At 64.1% G+C, this 15,623-nt stretch carries 16 protein-coding genes; 3 read left to right on the top strand and 13 right to left on the bottom strand.

Going from position 1 to position 15,623, the window contains the following annotated elements:
* Positions 1-205: 205 nt before the first annotated feature.
* The 7 genes from HV796_RS18170 to HV796_RS18200 all read right to left on the bottom strand — a co-directional run bounded on the left by HV796_RS18170 (position 206) and on the right by HV796_RS18200 (position 8,485).
* The gene (locus HV796_RS18170; protein WP_175227878.1) at positions 206-2,113 is read right to left on the bottom strand and encodes a tetratricopeptide repeat protein; all 1,908 of its coding nucleotides are present in this window, start codon (positions 2,111-2,113) and stop codon (positions 206-208) included.
* 105 nt (positions 2,114-2,218) lie between these two features.
* Positions 2,219-3,415 (bottom strand): cytochrome P450, encoded by a 1,197-nt coding sequence (locus tag HV796_RS18175; protein WP_175227879.1) that lies wholly within the window; start codon positions 3,413-3,415, stop codon positions 2,219-2,221.
* Positions 3,416-3,542: 127 nt separating this feature from the next.
* Entirely contained in the window at positions 3,543-4,760 is a 1,218-nt protein-coding gene (locus HV796_RS18180) for an MFS transporter (protein ID WP_175227880.1), read from the bottom strand.
* 233 nt (positions 4,761-4,993) lie between these two features.
* Complete coding sequence (locus tag HV796_RS18185) at positions 4,994-5,362, bottom strand: superinfection immunity protein (protein ID WP_175227881.1); 369 nt, start codon at positions 5,360-5,362, stop codon at positions 4,994-4,996.
* Between the two features lie 212 nt (positions 5,363-5,574).
* A complete protein-coding gene (locus HV796_RS18190) occupies positions 5,575-6,927 on the bottom strand; it encodes a TAXI family TRAP transporter solute-binding subunit (protein WP_246355917.1) in 1,353 nt (450 codons plus the stop codon).
* A gap of 170 nt (positions 6,928-7,097) precedes the next feature.
* On the bottom strand, positions 7,098-7,910 hold the full coding sequence (locus HV796_RS18195; protein WP_175227882.1) for an alpha/beta fold hydrolase: 813 nt from the start codon (positions 7,908-7,910) through the stop codon (positions 7,098-7,100).
* 32 nt (positions 7,911-7,942) lie between these two features.
* Positions 7,943-8,485: a 2,4'-dihydroxyacetophenone dioxygenase family protein gene (locus HV796_RS18200; RefSeq protein WP_175227883.1), complete on the bottom strand. Its 543-nt coding sequence runs from the start codon at positions 8,483-8,485 to the stop codon at positions 7,943-7,945.
* Positions 8,486-8,940: 455 nt separating this feature from the next.
* On the opposite strand from HV796_RS18200, the gene HV796_RS18205 reads away from it, so the two are divergent.
* The gene (locus HV796_RS18205) at positions 8,941-9,201 is read left to right on the top strand and encodes a hypothetical protein (RefSeq protein ID WP_175227884.1); all 261 of its coding nucleotides are present in this window, start codon (positions 8,941-8,943) and stop codon (positions 9,199-9,201) included.
* A 103-nt stretch (positions 9,202-9,304) separates the two neighbouring features.
* Here the strand turns inward: HV796_RS18205 and HV796_RS18210 are convergent, their stop codons facing one another.
* From HV796_RS18210 to HV796_RS18220, 3 genes are all read right to left on the bottom strand, one after another.
* Positions 9,305-9,721 carry a hypothetical protein gene (locus HV796_RS18210; protein WP_175227885.1) on the bottom strand — a complete coding sequence of 139 codons (417 nt, stop codon included), beginning with the start codon at positions 9,719-9,721 and terminating at the stop codon, positions 9,305-9,307.
* A gap of 190 nt (positions 9,722-9,911) precedes the next feature.
* Entirely contained in the window at positions 9,912-11,264 is a 1,353-nt protein-coding gene (locus HV796_RS18215) for an alpha/beta hydrolase family protein (RefSeq protein WP_217477931.1), read from the bottom strand.
* A gap of 467 nt (positions 11,265-11,731) precedes the next feature.
* Complete coding sequence (locus HV796_RS18220; protein WP_175227887.1) at positions 11,732-12,571, bottom strand: sulfite exporter TauE/SafE family protein; 840 nt, start codon at positions 12,569-12,571, stop codon at positions 11,732-11,734.
* A 148-nt stretch (positions 12,572-12,719) separates the two neighbouring features.
* Between HV796_RS18220 and HV796_RS18225 the strand changes: the two genes are divergently transcribed.
* Entirely contained in the window at positions 12,720-13,616 is an 897-nt protein-coding gene (locus HV796_RS18225) for a LysR family transcriptional regulator (RefSeq protein ID WP_175227888.1), read from the top strand.
* 26 nt (positions 13,617-13,642) lie between these two features.
* Complete coding sequence (locus HV796_RS18230; RefSeq protein ID WP_175227889.1) at positions 13,643-14,101, top strand: GNAT family N-acetyltransferase; 459 nt, start codon at positions 13,643-13,645, stop codon at positions 14,099-14,101.
* Between the two features lie 70 nt (positions 14,102-14,171).
* On the opposite strand, the gene HV796_RS18235 is transcribed toward HV796_RS18230, so the two are convergent.
* From HV796_RS18235 to HV796_RS18245, 3 genes are all read right to left on the bottom strand, one after another.
* On the bottom strand, positions 14,172-14,393 hold the full coding sequence (locus tag HV796_RS18235; protein WP_175227890.1) for an alpha/beta fold hydrolase: 222 nt from the start codon (positions 14,391-14,393) through the stop codon (positions 14,172-14,174).
* A 79-nt stretch (positions 14,394-14,472) separates the two neighbouring features.
* Positions 14,473-14,829 (bottom strand): BON domain-containing protein, encoded by a 357-nt coding sequence (locus HV796_RS18240; protein WP_175227891.1) that lies wholly within the window; start codon positions 14,827-14,829, stop codon positions 14,473-14,475.
* A 426-nt stretch (positions 14,830-15,255) separates the two neighbouring features.
* On the bottom strand, positions 15,256-15,603 hold the full coding sequence (locus HV796_RS18245; protein WP_175227892.1) for a TFIIB-type zinc ribbon-containing protein: 348 nt from the start codon (positions 15,601-15,603) through the stop codon (positions 15,256-15,258).
* Between the last annotated feature and the right edge of the window lie 20 nt (positions 15,604-15,623).

Genomic DNA, 15,623 nt, shown 5'->3' on the forward strand with positions numbered 1-15,623 from the left:
CTCCGCGTGAGGGTCCGTGGCGCCTGCCGTCGTGTGGGCGACAGGCGCGGGCGCGATGCCGGTGGCGGATGCGCATGCACCAGGGGCGGCGCCGCCTGCGCGGTCTCGATGCTCATCTGGGTGGCTCCCTGTCGGTTCGGGCGAATCAGCGGCGCTCGCTCTGTCTATGCTTAAACGGGCCAGCCGGGAAAATCCGTCGCCGGTGTTAGCGCGCTTCCAGCGCCGCCCGCATCGCGTCAACCACCTGCGCCCAGTTGCCCGGCTGCGTCTGCCGGAACGCGCGCATGTTATCCGCATACCACGGCGACGCCGGCCCGGTGGGTGCGCGCGTCCAGCGCCATTCATTGTCGGTGGCGGGCAGCATCACCCAGCAGGGCTTGCCGAGCGCGCCGGCCAGATGCGCGACGGCCGTATCGACGCTGATCACCAGATCGAGCTGCGCGACGACCGCCGCCGCATCCGCGAAGTCCGTCATCTCGGCGCCGAGCGGCAGGATCGGCCGGTCCGCCGGGGCGAAGTTCACTTCGTCCTCGGCGGCGCCTTTTTGCAGGCTGACAAAGCGGGTGTCCGCGCGCCCCCACAGCGGAGCGAGCGTTTCAAGCGACGGCAGCGAGCGCTTGTGGTCGTTCACGTGCTTCGCGTTGCCTTTCCAGACCAGACCGATCTTGCACCCGGCGAGACCGTCGAGCCGGCTGCGCCAATGGTCGACGAGGCCGGCATCAAGCGTGATGAATCGCGCGGGCGGGATCGTCTTGTCGTGCAGCAGGCCCGGCACGCTGAGCAGAAAGGTCCAGTAGTCGTACTGTCCTTGGGCGACCGCCGCGTGCGTATCGAGTACCGCATCGACGCCGTCGACGCTCGCGAACAGCCGGCTTAGCGCGGGTGGACACGCGAAGGCGAGGTGCGCGACGCCTTGTGCCTTCAGCGACGCGATATAGCGGCCGAATTGCAGCGCGTCGCCGAAGCCCTGCTCGAGCCAGATCAGCAGCGATTTGCCGTGCAGCGGTTCGCCTCGCCAGCGCGGGCAGCTCACGTCGGGCGCGCTGGCGCGCTTCTGTGCGTCGCCTCGTTCGTGACGCGCTTCGTATAGCGGCCAGCCTTCTTCATAGCGTTGCGCCTGTAGCAGCAGCGCGGCGAGACCGAACCGCGCGGCCGCATGGTCGGGCTGAATGTCGAGCGCGCGTCGGTAGGCGGCTTCGGCTTCGCCGGTGCGGCCCTGTCGGTTCAGCGCGATGCCGAGCGTGTGAAGTGCGTTGGGATCGTCGTCGCGAAACGCGAGTGCGGTGCGGCAAGCCGCTTCGGCGTCGAGGTAGCGATCGCTTTCGATCAGCGTGCTCGCGAGGCTCGTGTGAATCTCCGGCGTATGCGGTGCAAGCGTTAGCGCATGGCGTAGCGACACTTCCGCTTCATCGAAGCGCTTGAGCAGGTTCAGCAGCGAGCCGAGATGATGATGGGCGGGCACGAGCTCCGGCTGAGCGACCAGCGCGGCCCGGATGATCACCTCCGCTTCCTGGAGCCGGTCGCGGTCGATCAGCAGTTTGCCGAGATTCACATACGCTTCGCCGTATTCCGGGTTGCCGGCGAGCGCCTCGACATACGCGGCCTGCGCTTCGTCGTGGCGGCCTTGTGCGTGCAGTAGCGCGCCAAGGTTGTTGTGCGCGGTCGCGAGCTTCGGGCTCAGCGCGATGGCGTCGCGGTACGCGGCCTCCGCCTCCGGTAGACGGCCGGCGCGATGCAGCAGCAGCCCGAGGTTGTAGTGCGCATCGACGTAGTCCGCGCGGTGCGCGAGCGCCGCGCGAAAGCTCGCTTCCGCTTCCGGTACGCGCTCGAGCCGCCTGAACAGGCTGCCGAGGTTGCAGTGCGGCTCCGCGTAGTCGGGTTTGTCTTCGAGCGCGCGCCGCCAGTACTGTTCGGCGTCGTTCAGTTGTCCGAGGTTGAGCGCGCAGACGCCCGCCAGATTGAGCGCCGAGGCGCGCGTCGGGCTGGCTTCGCTCTGCTGCAGGATCGGTTGCAGCACGCTCAGCGCGTCGGCGAAGCGCCGGTGCGAGAACAGCAGGACGGCGGCCTGGAAGTGGTGGGCGTCGTTGCGCGGTGAATCGGAGGACGGCGTCATGGGCGGCGAGCGGACTGGCGCAAAAGAAAGGCCCGTGAAAGGGCGTGAGGACGGATTATCGCCCGCCTGCCTTTCTGATGCCTTCCGTGCGCCGCGTGCGCTGGCCTACCAGTGCGCGGACAGCGATGCGACGCCGCGCAGGCTGGTGCGGCCGTTCCAGCGCAGATCGTCGACGCCGTCGATCGCGAGATCGGGCAGTCGCGCCAGCAGCACGCCGAGTGCGGTCTCGAGTTCCAGCAGCGCGAGGCGATAGCCGAGGCAGTGATGCACGCCGCCGCCGAACGTGATCACGCGCGGCAGCTCGCGGCCGATATCGAGCTGATCCGGATGATCGAACCTGGCCGGATCGCGGTTCGCCGCGCCGAGCGACAAATAGATGAGCGTATCGCGCGGCACTTCAATGCCGGCGATTTCGGTGTCTTCACTGGCGGTGCGGCCGGCCAGTTGCACGGACCCGTCAAAGCGCAGGCACTCCATGATCGCGTTCGGCAGCCTGGTTAGATCTCGCTTGAGTGCATCGAACTGCTGCGGATGGCGCTGCAACGCGATCAACGCATTGCCGATCATGTTCGACGTGGTCTCGTGACCCGCGAGATAGAGCAGGATCACGTTCGCGACAATTTCGTCCTGCGTGAGCGTCTCGCCGTCTTCTTCCACCGTGATCAGCATCGAGATCAGATCGGTGCCCGGCTGTTTGCGGCGTGCTTCGACGACCTCTGTGAAATAGCGTTCGAGTGTCTGATACGCATCGTTCGATGCGGCGAGCTGCGCGGCGTCGGCCGGCGCGGCATCGAGCATTCGCGCGAGATGCTCCATCGCGTCGCCGAGCTTGTCCGCGTGTTCGACCGGCACATTCAGCATCCGGCAAATGATTTCGATCGGAAAGGGCCTCGCGTAGGCCGATACGAGGTCCACGCTGCGACGGTTGGCGAAGTCGTCGATCAGGCGCTGCGCGGTTGAATGCGCGATGTCGCGCATCGACTCGATCTGCCGCGCGTTGAACGCCTTCATCATCAGGCTGCGCAGCCGTGTATGCACGGGCGGGTTGAGCAGCAGGAACATCCGGCCAAGGCCTTGCAGCACCGGCTGGTTCAGTCCGTCGTCGCCGTAGCGCTTGCGCACCGACCCTTCGAAGTTGTGGACCATGTGGCGATCGTGCAGCACCTTGTCGACGATGTCGTAGTGACCGGAGATCATCGAGTTCGGCGCAATCGGCACGAGCGGGCCTTCGGCGCGCAGCGCCGCATAGACCGGGTAGGGGTCGGCGAGGAACGATGGAGTGGCGAAGTCGGCTAGTTTCATGGTCGCGGGCGATGAATGTCGTAGTGCGGGTGGTGAACCCCGATACCGACGAGAACGTTCGACCGCGCGGCCTATTCCGTGCACCCGATTAAATACGGCGCTGCTGTGTCGGTCCGCTCGCGCATCCTCATTTCCGGGCCGCATTCGCATCGACCTGTGCGTTGCGACTGCCGAGCAACAGGAATCCCATTGCGATGATCACTAGCAGGATGGTTGCTGCGGCAAACAACAGCGTCGCGTGCCGGATATCGGTGCGTTGCGTCGCGATGCCAAGGCCGATGATCGGCAGCGAGAGCGCGACATAGAGCACGACGAAGTACGCCGACGTCACGCCGGCGCGCGCATCGGCCGGGCTGCGCGCGGTCAGTTCGCCGAGCCCCGCACGAAAGCTCGCGCCCTGGCCGAGCCCGGCGAGCACCGTACCCGCCAGCAGCGCGCTGCTGGTTGCGGCGAGGGTGCTGAATGCGACCAGCAGCAGGCCGGCGATCAGGCCGACGCAGCCGGCCGGTTGTCTCCATGACGGTGGCAGCAGGCTTTGCGCGGCTTGCCCGATGGCGGACGAAGCGAACAACAGAAATACGACCAATCCGATCGCGACGTCGCTTTGAAAGCCGAGCACGGTGCGCATCAGTTGAGGGGACACCGCGGTGAAAAATCCGACCACGACGAAGCCCGCGAAGCCCGATAGCGCGGCGGGCACGAATGCGCCGCGCACCGCGCGCGGCAGCGCAATACGTTGCATGCGCAACTTTGTGTGGGTCGGGATGGGTGCGGTTTCGGGCACGCCGCGCAGCGCGAGCAATGCGATACCGATCAGCGCGAGGTGCACCGCGTAAGGCGTGCGCATCGGCGCCGGCAGGTACTCGACGAGCAGGCCGCTGAGAACAGGGCCGCAGCCCAGACCGAGCATGTTCGACGCGGTCGCCGCGAGCGTTGCCACATGACGCAAGCTTACCGGCGCCGCTTCGATGACCGCGACGGTCGCTGTGCCGGTGAAGATGCCTGCCGACACGCCGGATAGCAGGCGGGCCACCATCAGTTCAGGCAGGCTCGAGCTAATCAGGAACACGAGTGCCGATGCGGCCGATGCGCCAAGCCCGCAGGTCAGCATCCGTTTGCGGCCCAGTTGATCGGACCAGTTGCCGACCAGCAGCAACGCGCCTAGTACACCGAACGCGTAGACCGCGAAGATCACCGTGATGGTGACGGGTTTGAACCCATAGGCTGCCTGGTAATAGCGGTAGACCTCGGTCGGTAACGTCGTGCCCATCATGTTGATGATGAACGCGAGCGCGACAAGCAGGAAAGCGGGGGACGCGCGCGGTGTATCGGAGGCGATTTGCATCGGACGTCAGTCTGCGTGGGTAGACGAAGCGTCCGATTATCGTCAATGAATGGACTCTCTGCTGAGTGTCGTGCTTGAAGCTTGCAGCCTTAAAGGAACGATGCACGGCGACGAGGCCTGACCCGTGAAGCGGCCATGCGAAAAAAGCGGTCGGGAGCCAACACTCGCCGACCGCAATTCGCCTCTCTACGCATTTACCGCAACACGCCGTTGCGCGGCGTGCAGTTCGCCGTCTATTTTCGCGTGCAGTCGCATTGCTCCGCACTGCGTGTTTGGGCGACGCGAACCTTCGTCACGCGTACCTCAACGAAACGCGGCTGAAACACCGTGCGATGGTGCGCATGCGCAACCAGCTTGTCGATCGTCGCGCGCGCAACCGCGAGCCGCGCTTTCTGTGCGATCTGCGACAGCCGCTGCGCGCCATCGGGCGTGCGCGCTGCGCGCAATGCCGCGAACCAGCCGATCACGGTCCAGCCGAGAAACACATTGACCAGCGTAATCGCGAACGCGTGACGATGTTCGCGCGCATCCGCTTCGAGTGACGGTACCAGATACACCACCAGTGCGCCGAGCAGTCCGATCGCTTCGACATATTTGACCATTGCATCACCTCATCTTCCGATTCACGTTGCCTCGCTGCCCTTGAAGCAACAGCAGGAGCGTTGGGATTGAATGTAGGCCAGTTCGGCGGGGCGACGATAGAGACAGGCACGCAAATCACAATCGCGGTTTTCTGAACAATCGTGCGAGACACTTGCGAATGGCTGTCTGCGGTGCCCGCACCGATGTGCGGTGCAGCGGCGGAAGGCGGACGCTATTGCGTCGCTTGCGAAGCGTGTGCGGCAATCTGGGTGATCCGGTTGCGCACGACCGCAATGGCCTGCTTGAGAGCGTAAACATCCTGAAAGTATTTCTGCGGTAAACGGATTTGCCCCGCATGCGCATCGATGCTTTCGATTTCATCGCGCCATTGTGCGATTTGCTCGGAGCTCGGCCGCGTGGTTATCCAGATCTCGTCTTCGAGCGATTTGAGCTCGCGGTACCAGACGACCAGACGCTTCTTGATGCGCGCCTCGAGCATGCGCGGCAACGCTTGCAGCAGGCCGACGAGCACCGCGAGGAACGGCACGAGGATCAGCAGGCGCCGCTCGATAAAGCTGGCGAGCCAGAACGGAAGGTATCGCTGCAGAAACGGCGGGCCGGACCTCAAATAGCGCACGCTTTCGTCGGCGATCGGGAACTCGGCGGTGTTCAGATTCGGGAACACGCCGACCGGCGTGAAGTAGTCTTCGCCGCCATGCACGGTCTTCGCGGCCTCCAGCAGCACATAGACCAGCGCCGGATGCAGCGTGTCTTTCGCGACCAGCTGGGCGGTCGCGGCAACGAGCGTGACGTCGGCGGGCGGCAGATCTTTCGCGATGCTGGTGGCGCCTCGCGGGTACACGATTTTCGCCAGTGATGGGAATTTCTGCACCAGCGCGTCGGCCTGCACGAAGTTCATCAGCTTCAGGTTGCTGTTCAGCAGCGTTTGCTGCATCGGCGCATCGGGCCGGCCGATAAAGAACGCGGCGTCGAGCGTGCCGTTTTCGAGGCCCTGATACGCGTTGTTCGCATCCAGTTCGACAAGCGTCGAGTTGTCGTGGGTGACGTCGGCCAAGCCGAGCAGCACTTGCGATACGTTATGCAGCCCGCTGCCTGGCACGCCGATTGAAATCCGCTTGCCGCGCAACTGCGATAGCCGGTCGACTGTCGTGGCGCCGCGATAGAACACCCAGATCGGTTCATACGAAACCGCCGCGATGGTCTGCAAATTGTCTGTGTCTTTCGGACGGATCGTGCCGGACTGGATAAAACCGACTTCGTAGACGCTGTTCGGATCGATGAGACGTTGATAATTTTCGACGGCGCCCGACGATGGACGGATATCGAGCGTGATGCCTTTGCGTTTCAGGATCGGTGCGTAATGGTCCGCGAAACCGCGGTAAATGCCTTCGTCGGCGCCGGTCGTGATCACGATGCGGCTATGGAGCGCCGGCTCGACGATGGACCACGCCGCCCAGCCGAGCGCAGCGAGCGCGAGCAGCGTGACGACGAGCACCAGCCGCCGGCGCGTGGGCGTCATTTCTGCGGACTGAATGCGGTGCAACGCGGGGTCGCGTTTACTCATTGCCACTCCCCGATATCGGCTTATGCGCTATGGTGTGCCGCGTTCCGGTGCCTGCCGCGACGATCATAACGCATCCCGCTATCGGGTTTGTGCTCGGCTGGGTGCCGCGGGGTCGGTGCATGAAACCCCGTGCGCCCGCCGGCGTTGCATCGATTTTCAATAACTTCGGGTCAAGCGAAGAACGCGATCAGCGCGCGTGCGACCGCTTGCGGATTGTTTTCGGTCGGAATATGGCCGGCCGCGGCAATCCGCACGAGTGTCGTGTGAGGAATGTCTCGTGTGAACTGTTCCGCATACTCGACGCGCTGAAAGGTATCGTCTTCGCCCCAGACCAGCAGCTTCGGCACCGGCGACGCGCGCAGCGCCGGCACCAGATCGAGCGTGTAGCGGTTGTCCGCCGCGCGCGCCAGCGACAGCCACGAGCGCGCGACACGCGGGTCGGTCCAAGGGTCCAGGTATTCGGCGATTTCCTGCTCGGACGCCGGCCGCGCGAGTCCCGCGATAACGGACGCGCGGCGCGCGGTGAGGATATCGTCAGGCGTGGTGACCGCCGCGACCGCCGGGTCGCGGAAGCGCGCGACCGTTGGGGCCGGCCATGAGTCGAACATCACAGCGTTGACGAGCGCGAGGCGGCTCACTTCAATCTGGCCATCGACAAGCAGCTGCTGCGCAATCCCGCCGCCGATGTCGTGCCCAGCCACATACACGGGGCCGTCGATCGCGAGCGCTCGCAGAAAGCGCGTAACCCATGCGGCGAGTGCCGGCACGGACGCGTGCTCGACGTCGAGCTCGCCGTCTGAACGTCCGAGTCCGGGTAGGTCCACGGCGATCGGCCGCAGGCCCGCGGCCGCGAGGTCTTCGAGCACCGGTTGCCAGACCCGGCTCCAGTACGTGCCGTGCAGCAGCAACAGCACAGGTCCGCTGGTGCCCGCGGTCAGATAACTGGCGGCAATGCCGTCCACTTCGACAGATTTTCGTTCCATTTGATTAAGTCTCCTTGGCAATCGCGAGCGGCTTAGCGTACGAACTGCCTGACGTAGTCCGCGCCGAGCCCGATCGATTCGTAGTGACGCTGCGCGAGGTCGAGTTTCGTGAACACGTCTTCGTAACCGAGCGCAACGCCTTGCGGATCGACATACGTATAGCCGCCGGTCACGTGAAACCACGTGATCATTTCTTCGACATCTTCGGGTACGAAAAGCGTGTGCGTTTCGCCCGGAGGCTCGAAAGCGTACGAACCTTGCTCGGCGACCCAATCATGCTCGAGGTAGTACCAACGGCCCTTCAGCACGAGCGCATGAACCGAGCCCGCATGACGGTGCCGCGACACCACGCCTGATTTGCGCACGCGCAGCAGATTGACGAAATATCCCTGGCTTGTGTTGAGCATCAGCGGCTTGAATGACACGGTCGGCGTGCTGGGTACCCACAGGTTGTCGTCTTCGAGCCAGCTGTCGAGGGCACCCTTGAGCACAAGGTCGGGCGACATCAACGGCGGTTGTGCAAGCTGATAGGGAACGGCGCTTTGGTCCGGTTGCTTGGCTGTTTGTACGGACATACTGCTATCTCCTTTGATATATCGGGGCGGCCGGGCAACGAACCCCAGCCGTGCGATCGGGCGGCCTTCAATGCGACGCCGTGCGATAGCGGTACTATAGTCAATCATTGACACTAGTGACAAGAATGATTTTTGTACGACCCATAAACAGTCATTTGTTCCGGACTGCCATAAAGCGTCGATGCAGCAATGCACGAGCCATCCCGGCTGCGGACCGTCATTTCGATCCTGCTTTATTCTCGATAGGAATGACTAATATGCTGCCGGACCGGCTTTTGAAACACGCCGGGAGGGACAATGCGATGCCGGCGTCGGCGCCGTGGCTATTGGCGGCGCGCGGCTGGAAATGATTGTCCGCGCACGGGGCGGCCCTCTATCCGCGACCCGCTAATCGGGGTACGACCAATGCCGCGATGCATCAGAAAGGTTGAGAATTTGCGGTTAGACTCTGCCTTATGAACAAGTGCCCTTACTGCGAGAAGATTCGTGATGAATGGGATTGCCATGGTCCGGAGTGCCGCTCGGCCATCGCGAAGGCACTGCGCCGGCAGCGTAAAGGTCTGCCGATGGTGCCGAAGGTGATTCGTAACGAAATTCCCGCTGGTGCAAGCACCGGCGAAGTGATCGCACGGTTGTCGCACCAGCGGCTGCGTGCGCGCCGCGGCAATGAAGAGCGGCGCGAGCGCAAGGAAATCGACAACGGCGACGTGGGCTGACCCACTTGTCGTCATGTTCGGGCTTGCGCTCCGCTCGCCTCCGATAGGCCGATTTCGTATTCCACCGCTGTCCGAGCGGCATCGTTTACCGGGTGACCGTCATCTATTGAGCCCGATCGCGCACCTTCGTCGACGCCCGTAGCGTCGTGCCAGTCGCGGGTTTCGTCGCTTCGATTTCTTTTGCTTGCCCGCTGGCGAGCTGTTCGGCAATCTGCCGCAGGCGCGAAACGCGGTTCGTCGGTGACGCGGTAGGTGCGTTGCCGTCTGCGGGATCGATTGCGTCCTGTCGATGCAGAACGATCTGTGCGATGAAATCGGCGTTCACCTCACCGGTGTACCGCACGTCGCTAATCATTTCGAGCATTTTTCGCGCATCTTGCTTGATCGACCCCATCGGTACGCCATTCGATTCGCTTGCGGCAGGCGGGTTCATCGACTTGGCGGCCGCTTCCCGCGCGACATGCGAGAGCGCCAGTGCCGCTGTGAGCAGGGTGAATCGTTTGATAAGGCTGAGTTTCATCGCGGGTCCTCGGCAATGTATGCGATCGCGGCTCGCGCTTCGGCGCGCATGCTTCCGACAACGGCCCGCTTCGATGATTCCCCTGACAGAAGTTCAAGCGTGTTCCGCCGTCACGCCAGCCTCAATGGTGCTTTCTGGCAACGCGCAATGATTGCCGCGCGAGCGGCACTGTCAGCGCTCCTCGCGTGCGTCACTTGCCGTTCCAGACGACGTCGCTGTCGACCGCATACAGTTTGCAATCCGCGTGTCCATTCGCGCATTGAACGAGCGCGCTGTTGATCGGGTCCAGTCCCGACGACGCACCCCATGCGCCGTCCGGTGCGATCGCGAACGCGCGCGGCCGGCGCATCGCGAGGAACTTGCCGTATGCGGCGCGGCCCTGGGGGTTCAGATAGGGAACGGCCGATATTTCGGCAAGCGGCGCGAACTTCGTGGCCGGCGGCGCGGCGGCAAGCCGCGGCCAGACGACGGTGTTGTCCACCGCGTACAGCTGGCAATACTGCGCGATTTCGTAGCAGCGCTTCAGTGCACGGTTGGCCGGATCGAAACCGCCATAGGTCAGCGACCCGTTTGACATGCCGATCGCAATGGCGCGTGGCAGCGGTGCGGCAAGAAACTCGCGGTAGAGCTTCCCTTTCTGGTCGTCGCTCAGATAGGGAATCGCGCTCAGATCGTTTACGTTCGCGTAGGCGGTCGACGCGGGTGCGTGGCCGGGCAGATATTCCGGATTGGTTTCGCTGCCTGGCATGCCGATGCTGCGCAGGAACGCATCGGCCTTTTGCACCCATAGCGGCAGGCCGGCGCCGGACGCCGTCATCGCATGCGCATCCCTCTGGAACGCGCCGTAGTCGACCAGTTCCGCACGGCCGCCCGCGGCCGTATATCGCGTGTACATCTGCTGCCAGGTCCCGGTTGCGAAGATCGAATCGTTGTCGCCGTAAAACCAGATCGACCGTAAGCGCGTGCGTGCGCCCAGTTGCGCGGCGGCGCTGATCAGGCTCGCGTCCGGCGTCTCGCAGTCGCCTTCCTTGACGCCGCCGGCGAAGTCGAGCAGTCCTTTCACGTCGGCGGGGTTCAGCGAGCCGAACGCGAGCGTGTTCCAGCCGCCCATGCTTTTGCCCGCGACGACGATATGCGATGCATCGATGCCCGGCTGCTGCTTCACGACGTCGAGCACCTTGCGGATATCGCGCGCCGCGTCGAGCCCGATTGCGCTCACATCGCAGCCATGCGGACGCCAATGGCCGCTGGAACCCGCATAGCCGCGCATCATCGGCATTGCGACCGCATAGCCGCGCGACAGGAAGTAGTAAGGGATGAACTGGTCCGCGACGCGTGGTGCATTCGCCGGATCGTGTGATGCGCCGTGATTGACCAGCGCGAGCGGAAACGGTCCGCCGCGCGCCGGCATAAAGATCGTCACTTGCAGGCGCACAGGCGGCGTTGCGTCGTCGACCGGCACGGTCAGCACGCGTTCGTTCAGCGGCGCGCCGGGCAGATTGGGCGCGTCGACCGTCGGTGCCGCGCGCGCGGTGTGCGCCACGCCGAGTACCGTGACGCACAGAAGGAGTAGGGCTTTGACCGGCCGCGTCATCGTGCGACGTATCGAAGTATCGTGTATTTAATGCAGTGTGTTATGGCGAGCGATCGGAAAAGCGCCGACGAAAGACGCGCGTAAGCTTGCGTACGCTCGCGAAAAATCTTCGGAAGCGGGTGACCGCGCTGAATACCTATATCGGCGAATTCGATCGAAACTTGAAGCGCGTCGGTTTACGGGTTGTTATGTGTTTGGCTGGTGTGTGCCGCGTCGGCTCGCGATGCGGTGCATTGCTTGCTCGACGCGGTCTATGTTTGGCGGCCGGCCTGCGGCTATCGCCGGCGCAGCTTGCGCCGCAGCGTCGACAGGTTCGCCGCGATGCTCGCCAGAATGGCAAGCGAACCGATCGTTTCGAGTAGCGCGGTCATCATGGTCCCCCACATTGACAAAGGCCGGGCGACACGCGTCGTCGCTCAGCGTTGCAGCAGTCCGGGTGCGTAGGTGCGTGCGAAGAATACGAGCGTGATGCAAAAGGTCAGCGCCAGCGTGCCTGTGCGGATCACAGCGGCGGGCAGGCGCCGACCGAGCTGCGCGCCCGCGTAGCCGCCGATACCCGCGGCAGTCAGCATCGCCAGCGTCTCGGGCCAGCGCACCGCGCCCGCGACGATAAAGGTCAGCACCGCGACTGCGTAGGCGGCGCTGACGAGCAGCGTGCGTGGTGCGTTCAGGCTTTTCAGGTCGCGCGTATCGAGCAGTCCCCACATCGCGATCATCATGATGCCGACCGCGCCGCCGAAGTAGCCGCCATAGATGCCGAGCGCGAACTGCACAGCGAGTACCGCGCGTGCGCGGATCGGCCAGCGGCTGCGCAGCGCTTCGCCCAGACGCCGGCCGAACGCGAGCGCGAGGCTCGCGAGCAGCAGCAGCCATGGCAGTACGAACGAAAACGCGGCGGACGAGGTCGCCATCAATAGCGCGGCGCCGACGAAGCCGCCGCATAGCGTCGTGAGCAGCAATGCGCGCAGGCTCACCGCATTCGTTTGCTCGCTGCGCTTGATCGACCGACTACCGAGGCCACGGGCGAGTCCGTCACCGACTCTGTTACCGAGTCCAGCGCCGAGTCCTTCACGATAAGCCCATGCGCTCGCAAGCCCGCCGGGAAACAGCGCCACGGTGCTCGATGCGTTCGCCTGCACCGGCGGCACGCCGGCCGCGATCAGTGCCGGCAGACTGATAAACGAGCCGCCGCCCGCCAATGCGTTCATCGCGCCGGCTAGCAGTCCCGCCGTGGAAACGAGTAAAAGTGAATGCATGCCGGCGATGCTAACGACGAAGCGATGCCGTCACAATCTGGCATTTCCAATGCTAGACTTCGGCAAAACCGAAGCGGGCCGAAAGGCCGATCGAAGAGTGCGACGCGATGCGGAGCATGCGCGCCTGTAATCAGAGGAGAGCTAACCCATGCGTTTCGACCTGACCGATATGCGGCTTTTTCTGACGGTGGTCGAACGCGGCAGCCTCACGCAAGGCGCTCAGGCGATGCACCTCGCACTCGCGTCGGTCAGCGAACGCATTGCCGGCATGGAAGCCGCACTCGGCGCGCCGCTGCTCGAACGCAATCGCCGCGGCGTGCAGGCGACGCCCGCAGGCACGGTGCTGGTGCGGCATGCACGCGCGATTCTCGAACAGGTCGAACAGATGCGTGGCGAACTGCGCCCTTACGCGACCGGCCTCAAAGGACGCATCCGCCTGCTGTCCAATACCGCCGCGCTGGCCGCGTTTCTACCGCCGCACGTGAGCCGTTTTCTTGCGTGTTATCCCGATCTGTCGATCGATCTCGACGAGCGGCCGAGCGCGGAAATCGTTCCCGCGCTGGCTGAGGGGCGCGCGGATCTGGGCATCGTCGCCGATATTGCGGATCTCGGTTCGTTGCAAACGCATCTTCTTGTGCAGGATCAACTGGTCGTGGTTGCAAACCGGTCGCATCGGGTCAGTGGCGGGGCATGCGTTGCGTTTGCCGAGATTCTCGATGAGCCGTTTGTCGGCCTGTCGGATGCCGCGCTCGAAACCCATCTGGCCGAACGGGCTTCGCGCTTGGGCCGCCAGTTGCAGTACCGGATTCAGATGCGCAGTCTCGACAATGTCGGGATGCTGGTCGAAGCGGGCATTGGCATCGCGATTCTGTCGCAGGCGTCGGCCGATACCCTGCGGCGGCCGGGTCTTGTGATTCTGCCGCTATCCGAGCCGTGGGCGGCGCGGCGGCTGCATCTTTGCGCGCGCGATTTCGCCGCGCTCACGCCGCATGCGCATCTGCTCGCCGAACACTTGATGGAAAGCGCGGCGCCGCGCGAATCGTAAGTCCTTGCATCGGGGAGAGGCATCGAATGGAAGTGCGTGCGCTTGAAGAGGCGGATCTCGAACTCGTCTGCCGGCATCGCGAACAGATGTTTCGCGATGCCGGCCGCGACGAAGCCGTGCTGCAAACGATGACCGCGCATTTCCGCGAATGGCTGCGGCCGCGTTTGCGCAACCGCACTTATTTCGGTTATGTGATGACCGACGGTCACGATCCGGTTGCGGGCATCGGCCTGATGCTGATCGACTGGCCGCCGCATCCGTCGCATCCGGCGTCGGACCAGCGCGGTTATGTGCTGAACGTCTATGTCGAGCCTGCGTATCGCCGACGGGGGCTCGCACGCGAACTGATGCAACTGGCCGACGCGGAATTCGCGAAGCGCGGCGTGCAGTATGCGATTCTTCATGCGACCGACGCGGGGCGCGACCTCTATGCCGGCCTCGGGTGGGGTGCGACGACCGAGATGGCCAGGCCGATCACGGGGTGAGACTGCCCGACGTTCTTGTGGAAGGACGCTTGCTCTTGCTGCATCGCGCGGTGGTGTGCCGGTCGCGAGCTTATGCGCCGGACGCGTGCGCGGTCAAAAACCCGGTCACCACCTCGAGCGACGTCTCGCGTTCCTCGGAAAAGACGAGGTGACCCGCCTCGTCGAATTCGATAAGCTGCGCGCTGGGTATGCCGCGCGCGATCGCACGGCTCGCGCGCGGCGGGCTGATCGAGTCATGCCGGCCGACGCGATGATGGTCGGCGCTGGAAATTGAATGTCGGGAGAGCCGCAACCGGCGTGTGAGCGATTGCGGCTGATGCGGTTGGTCTAGGGCCGTCGTGTCCAGCTTGCTGTCCTGCTTAAAGCCCTGCTTAGTGCCCTGCTTCGCGCATCGTCAGCAGGTTCTGCACCGACGTGACGCCGGCCACCGTGCCTGCTGCCTCGCCGGCGGGCTGCACCATGTCCTGGTCGGGCACCGTGCCGTCCAGCGTGACCTTGCCGCTGCGCGCGACGATCCGGATATCGGCGTCAGGTATTTTGGCGTGTGTCAGTGCGATGCGCACGTTATGTTCGAGACGGTGGTTCGCCTTGCGGATGCTCGCACGGGTCGGATGTTCGGTGGACTGCGTGCTTTGCGCGATCGCTGCCGCGCTGACAACGGACGCAGCGACGGCCAGACAGGCGGCGAGTGAACGTGGCGCGAACAGCTTCTGAACCGGGAATTTCACAGTTTGATCCTCTTGGAAATGGCGCGGTTCGTTGCACGTGCCGCGCACGTTGGGATGAGCGACGACAGAACGACGGTCGTGCGCAGGCGAGTCGTGCCACGCGGCCGGCCGCGATTTCGCTTGCCCGCATTCTGTCCGCCGAAAATAGATGCGACTTTCTTCAGTGCACTGAAGTTCTCGAAACGCACGGGAATCGGGGTCGGTGCGACAAGCGGGCGCTGGCGGATTACCGGTTACCGGCGTTGCGCCGCGTGCTGCCGCATGCGTCTACGTGCCACAAAAAAAGAGGCCGGCTTGCGCCGGCCAAAAAGAGCTCTAGCCATTCCGAGGGCCTGGCGGCCAGAGCCTGAGAGCCTGAAAGTCCGTCTGGTTTGCGTGGCGCGACGGTCGTCGCGCCAACGGGTGGGCGTGATGCGACGCGCGAGGTCAGTCGAAATCGAAGATGTCGAACAGCGAGCGTTTCTTCCTGTATCCGCCGTGTTCGGACCGGTAGTTACCGTGCCTGTCGTTGTCGTGTCGGTAATCGCCGCGCGGGTGCTCGTCGTGGCGCCGCTCGCTGTCGTGGTGCGGCCGTGCACGCTGGGGCGCCGGTGCATGATCGCTGCGAGGCTGCGCTTCGGCACGTGCCGGCGACGCATCGTTCATCTGTGCGACGAGCTTGTCCAGCTCGCCGCGGTCGAGCCAGACGCCGCGGCAGCTCGGGCAGTAGTCGATTTCAATCGACTGGCGTTCGGTCATCAACAGGTCAGGCGTTTTGCAGACGGGGCATTTCATTTCGTTGCTCCTTTGCGCAT

The sequence above is a fragment of the Paraburkholderia humisilvae genome (assembly GCF_902859855.1).
GTDB lineage: Bacteria > Pseudomonadota > Gammaproteobacteria > Burkholderiales > Burkholderiaceae > Paraburkholderia > Paraburkholderia humisilvae.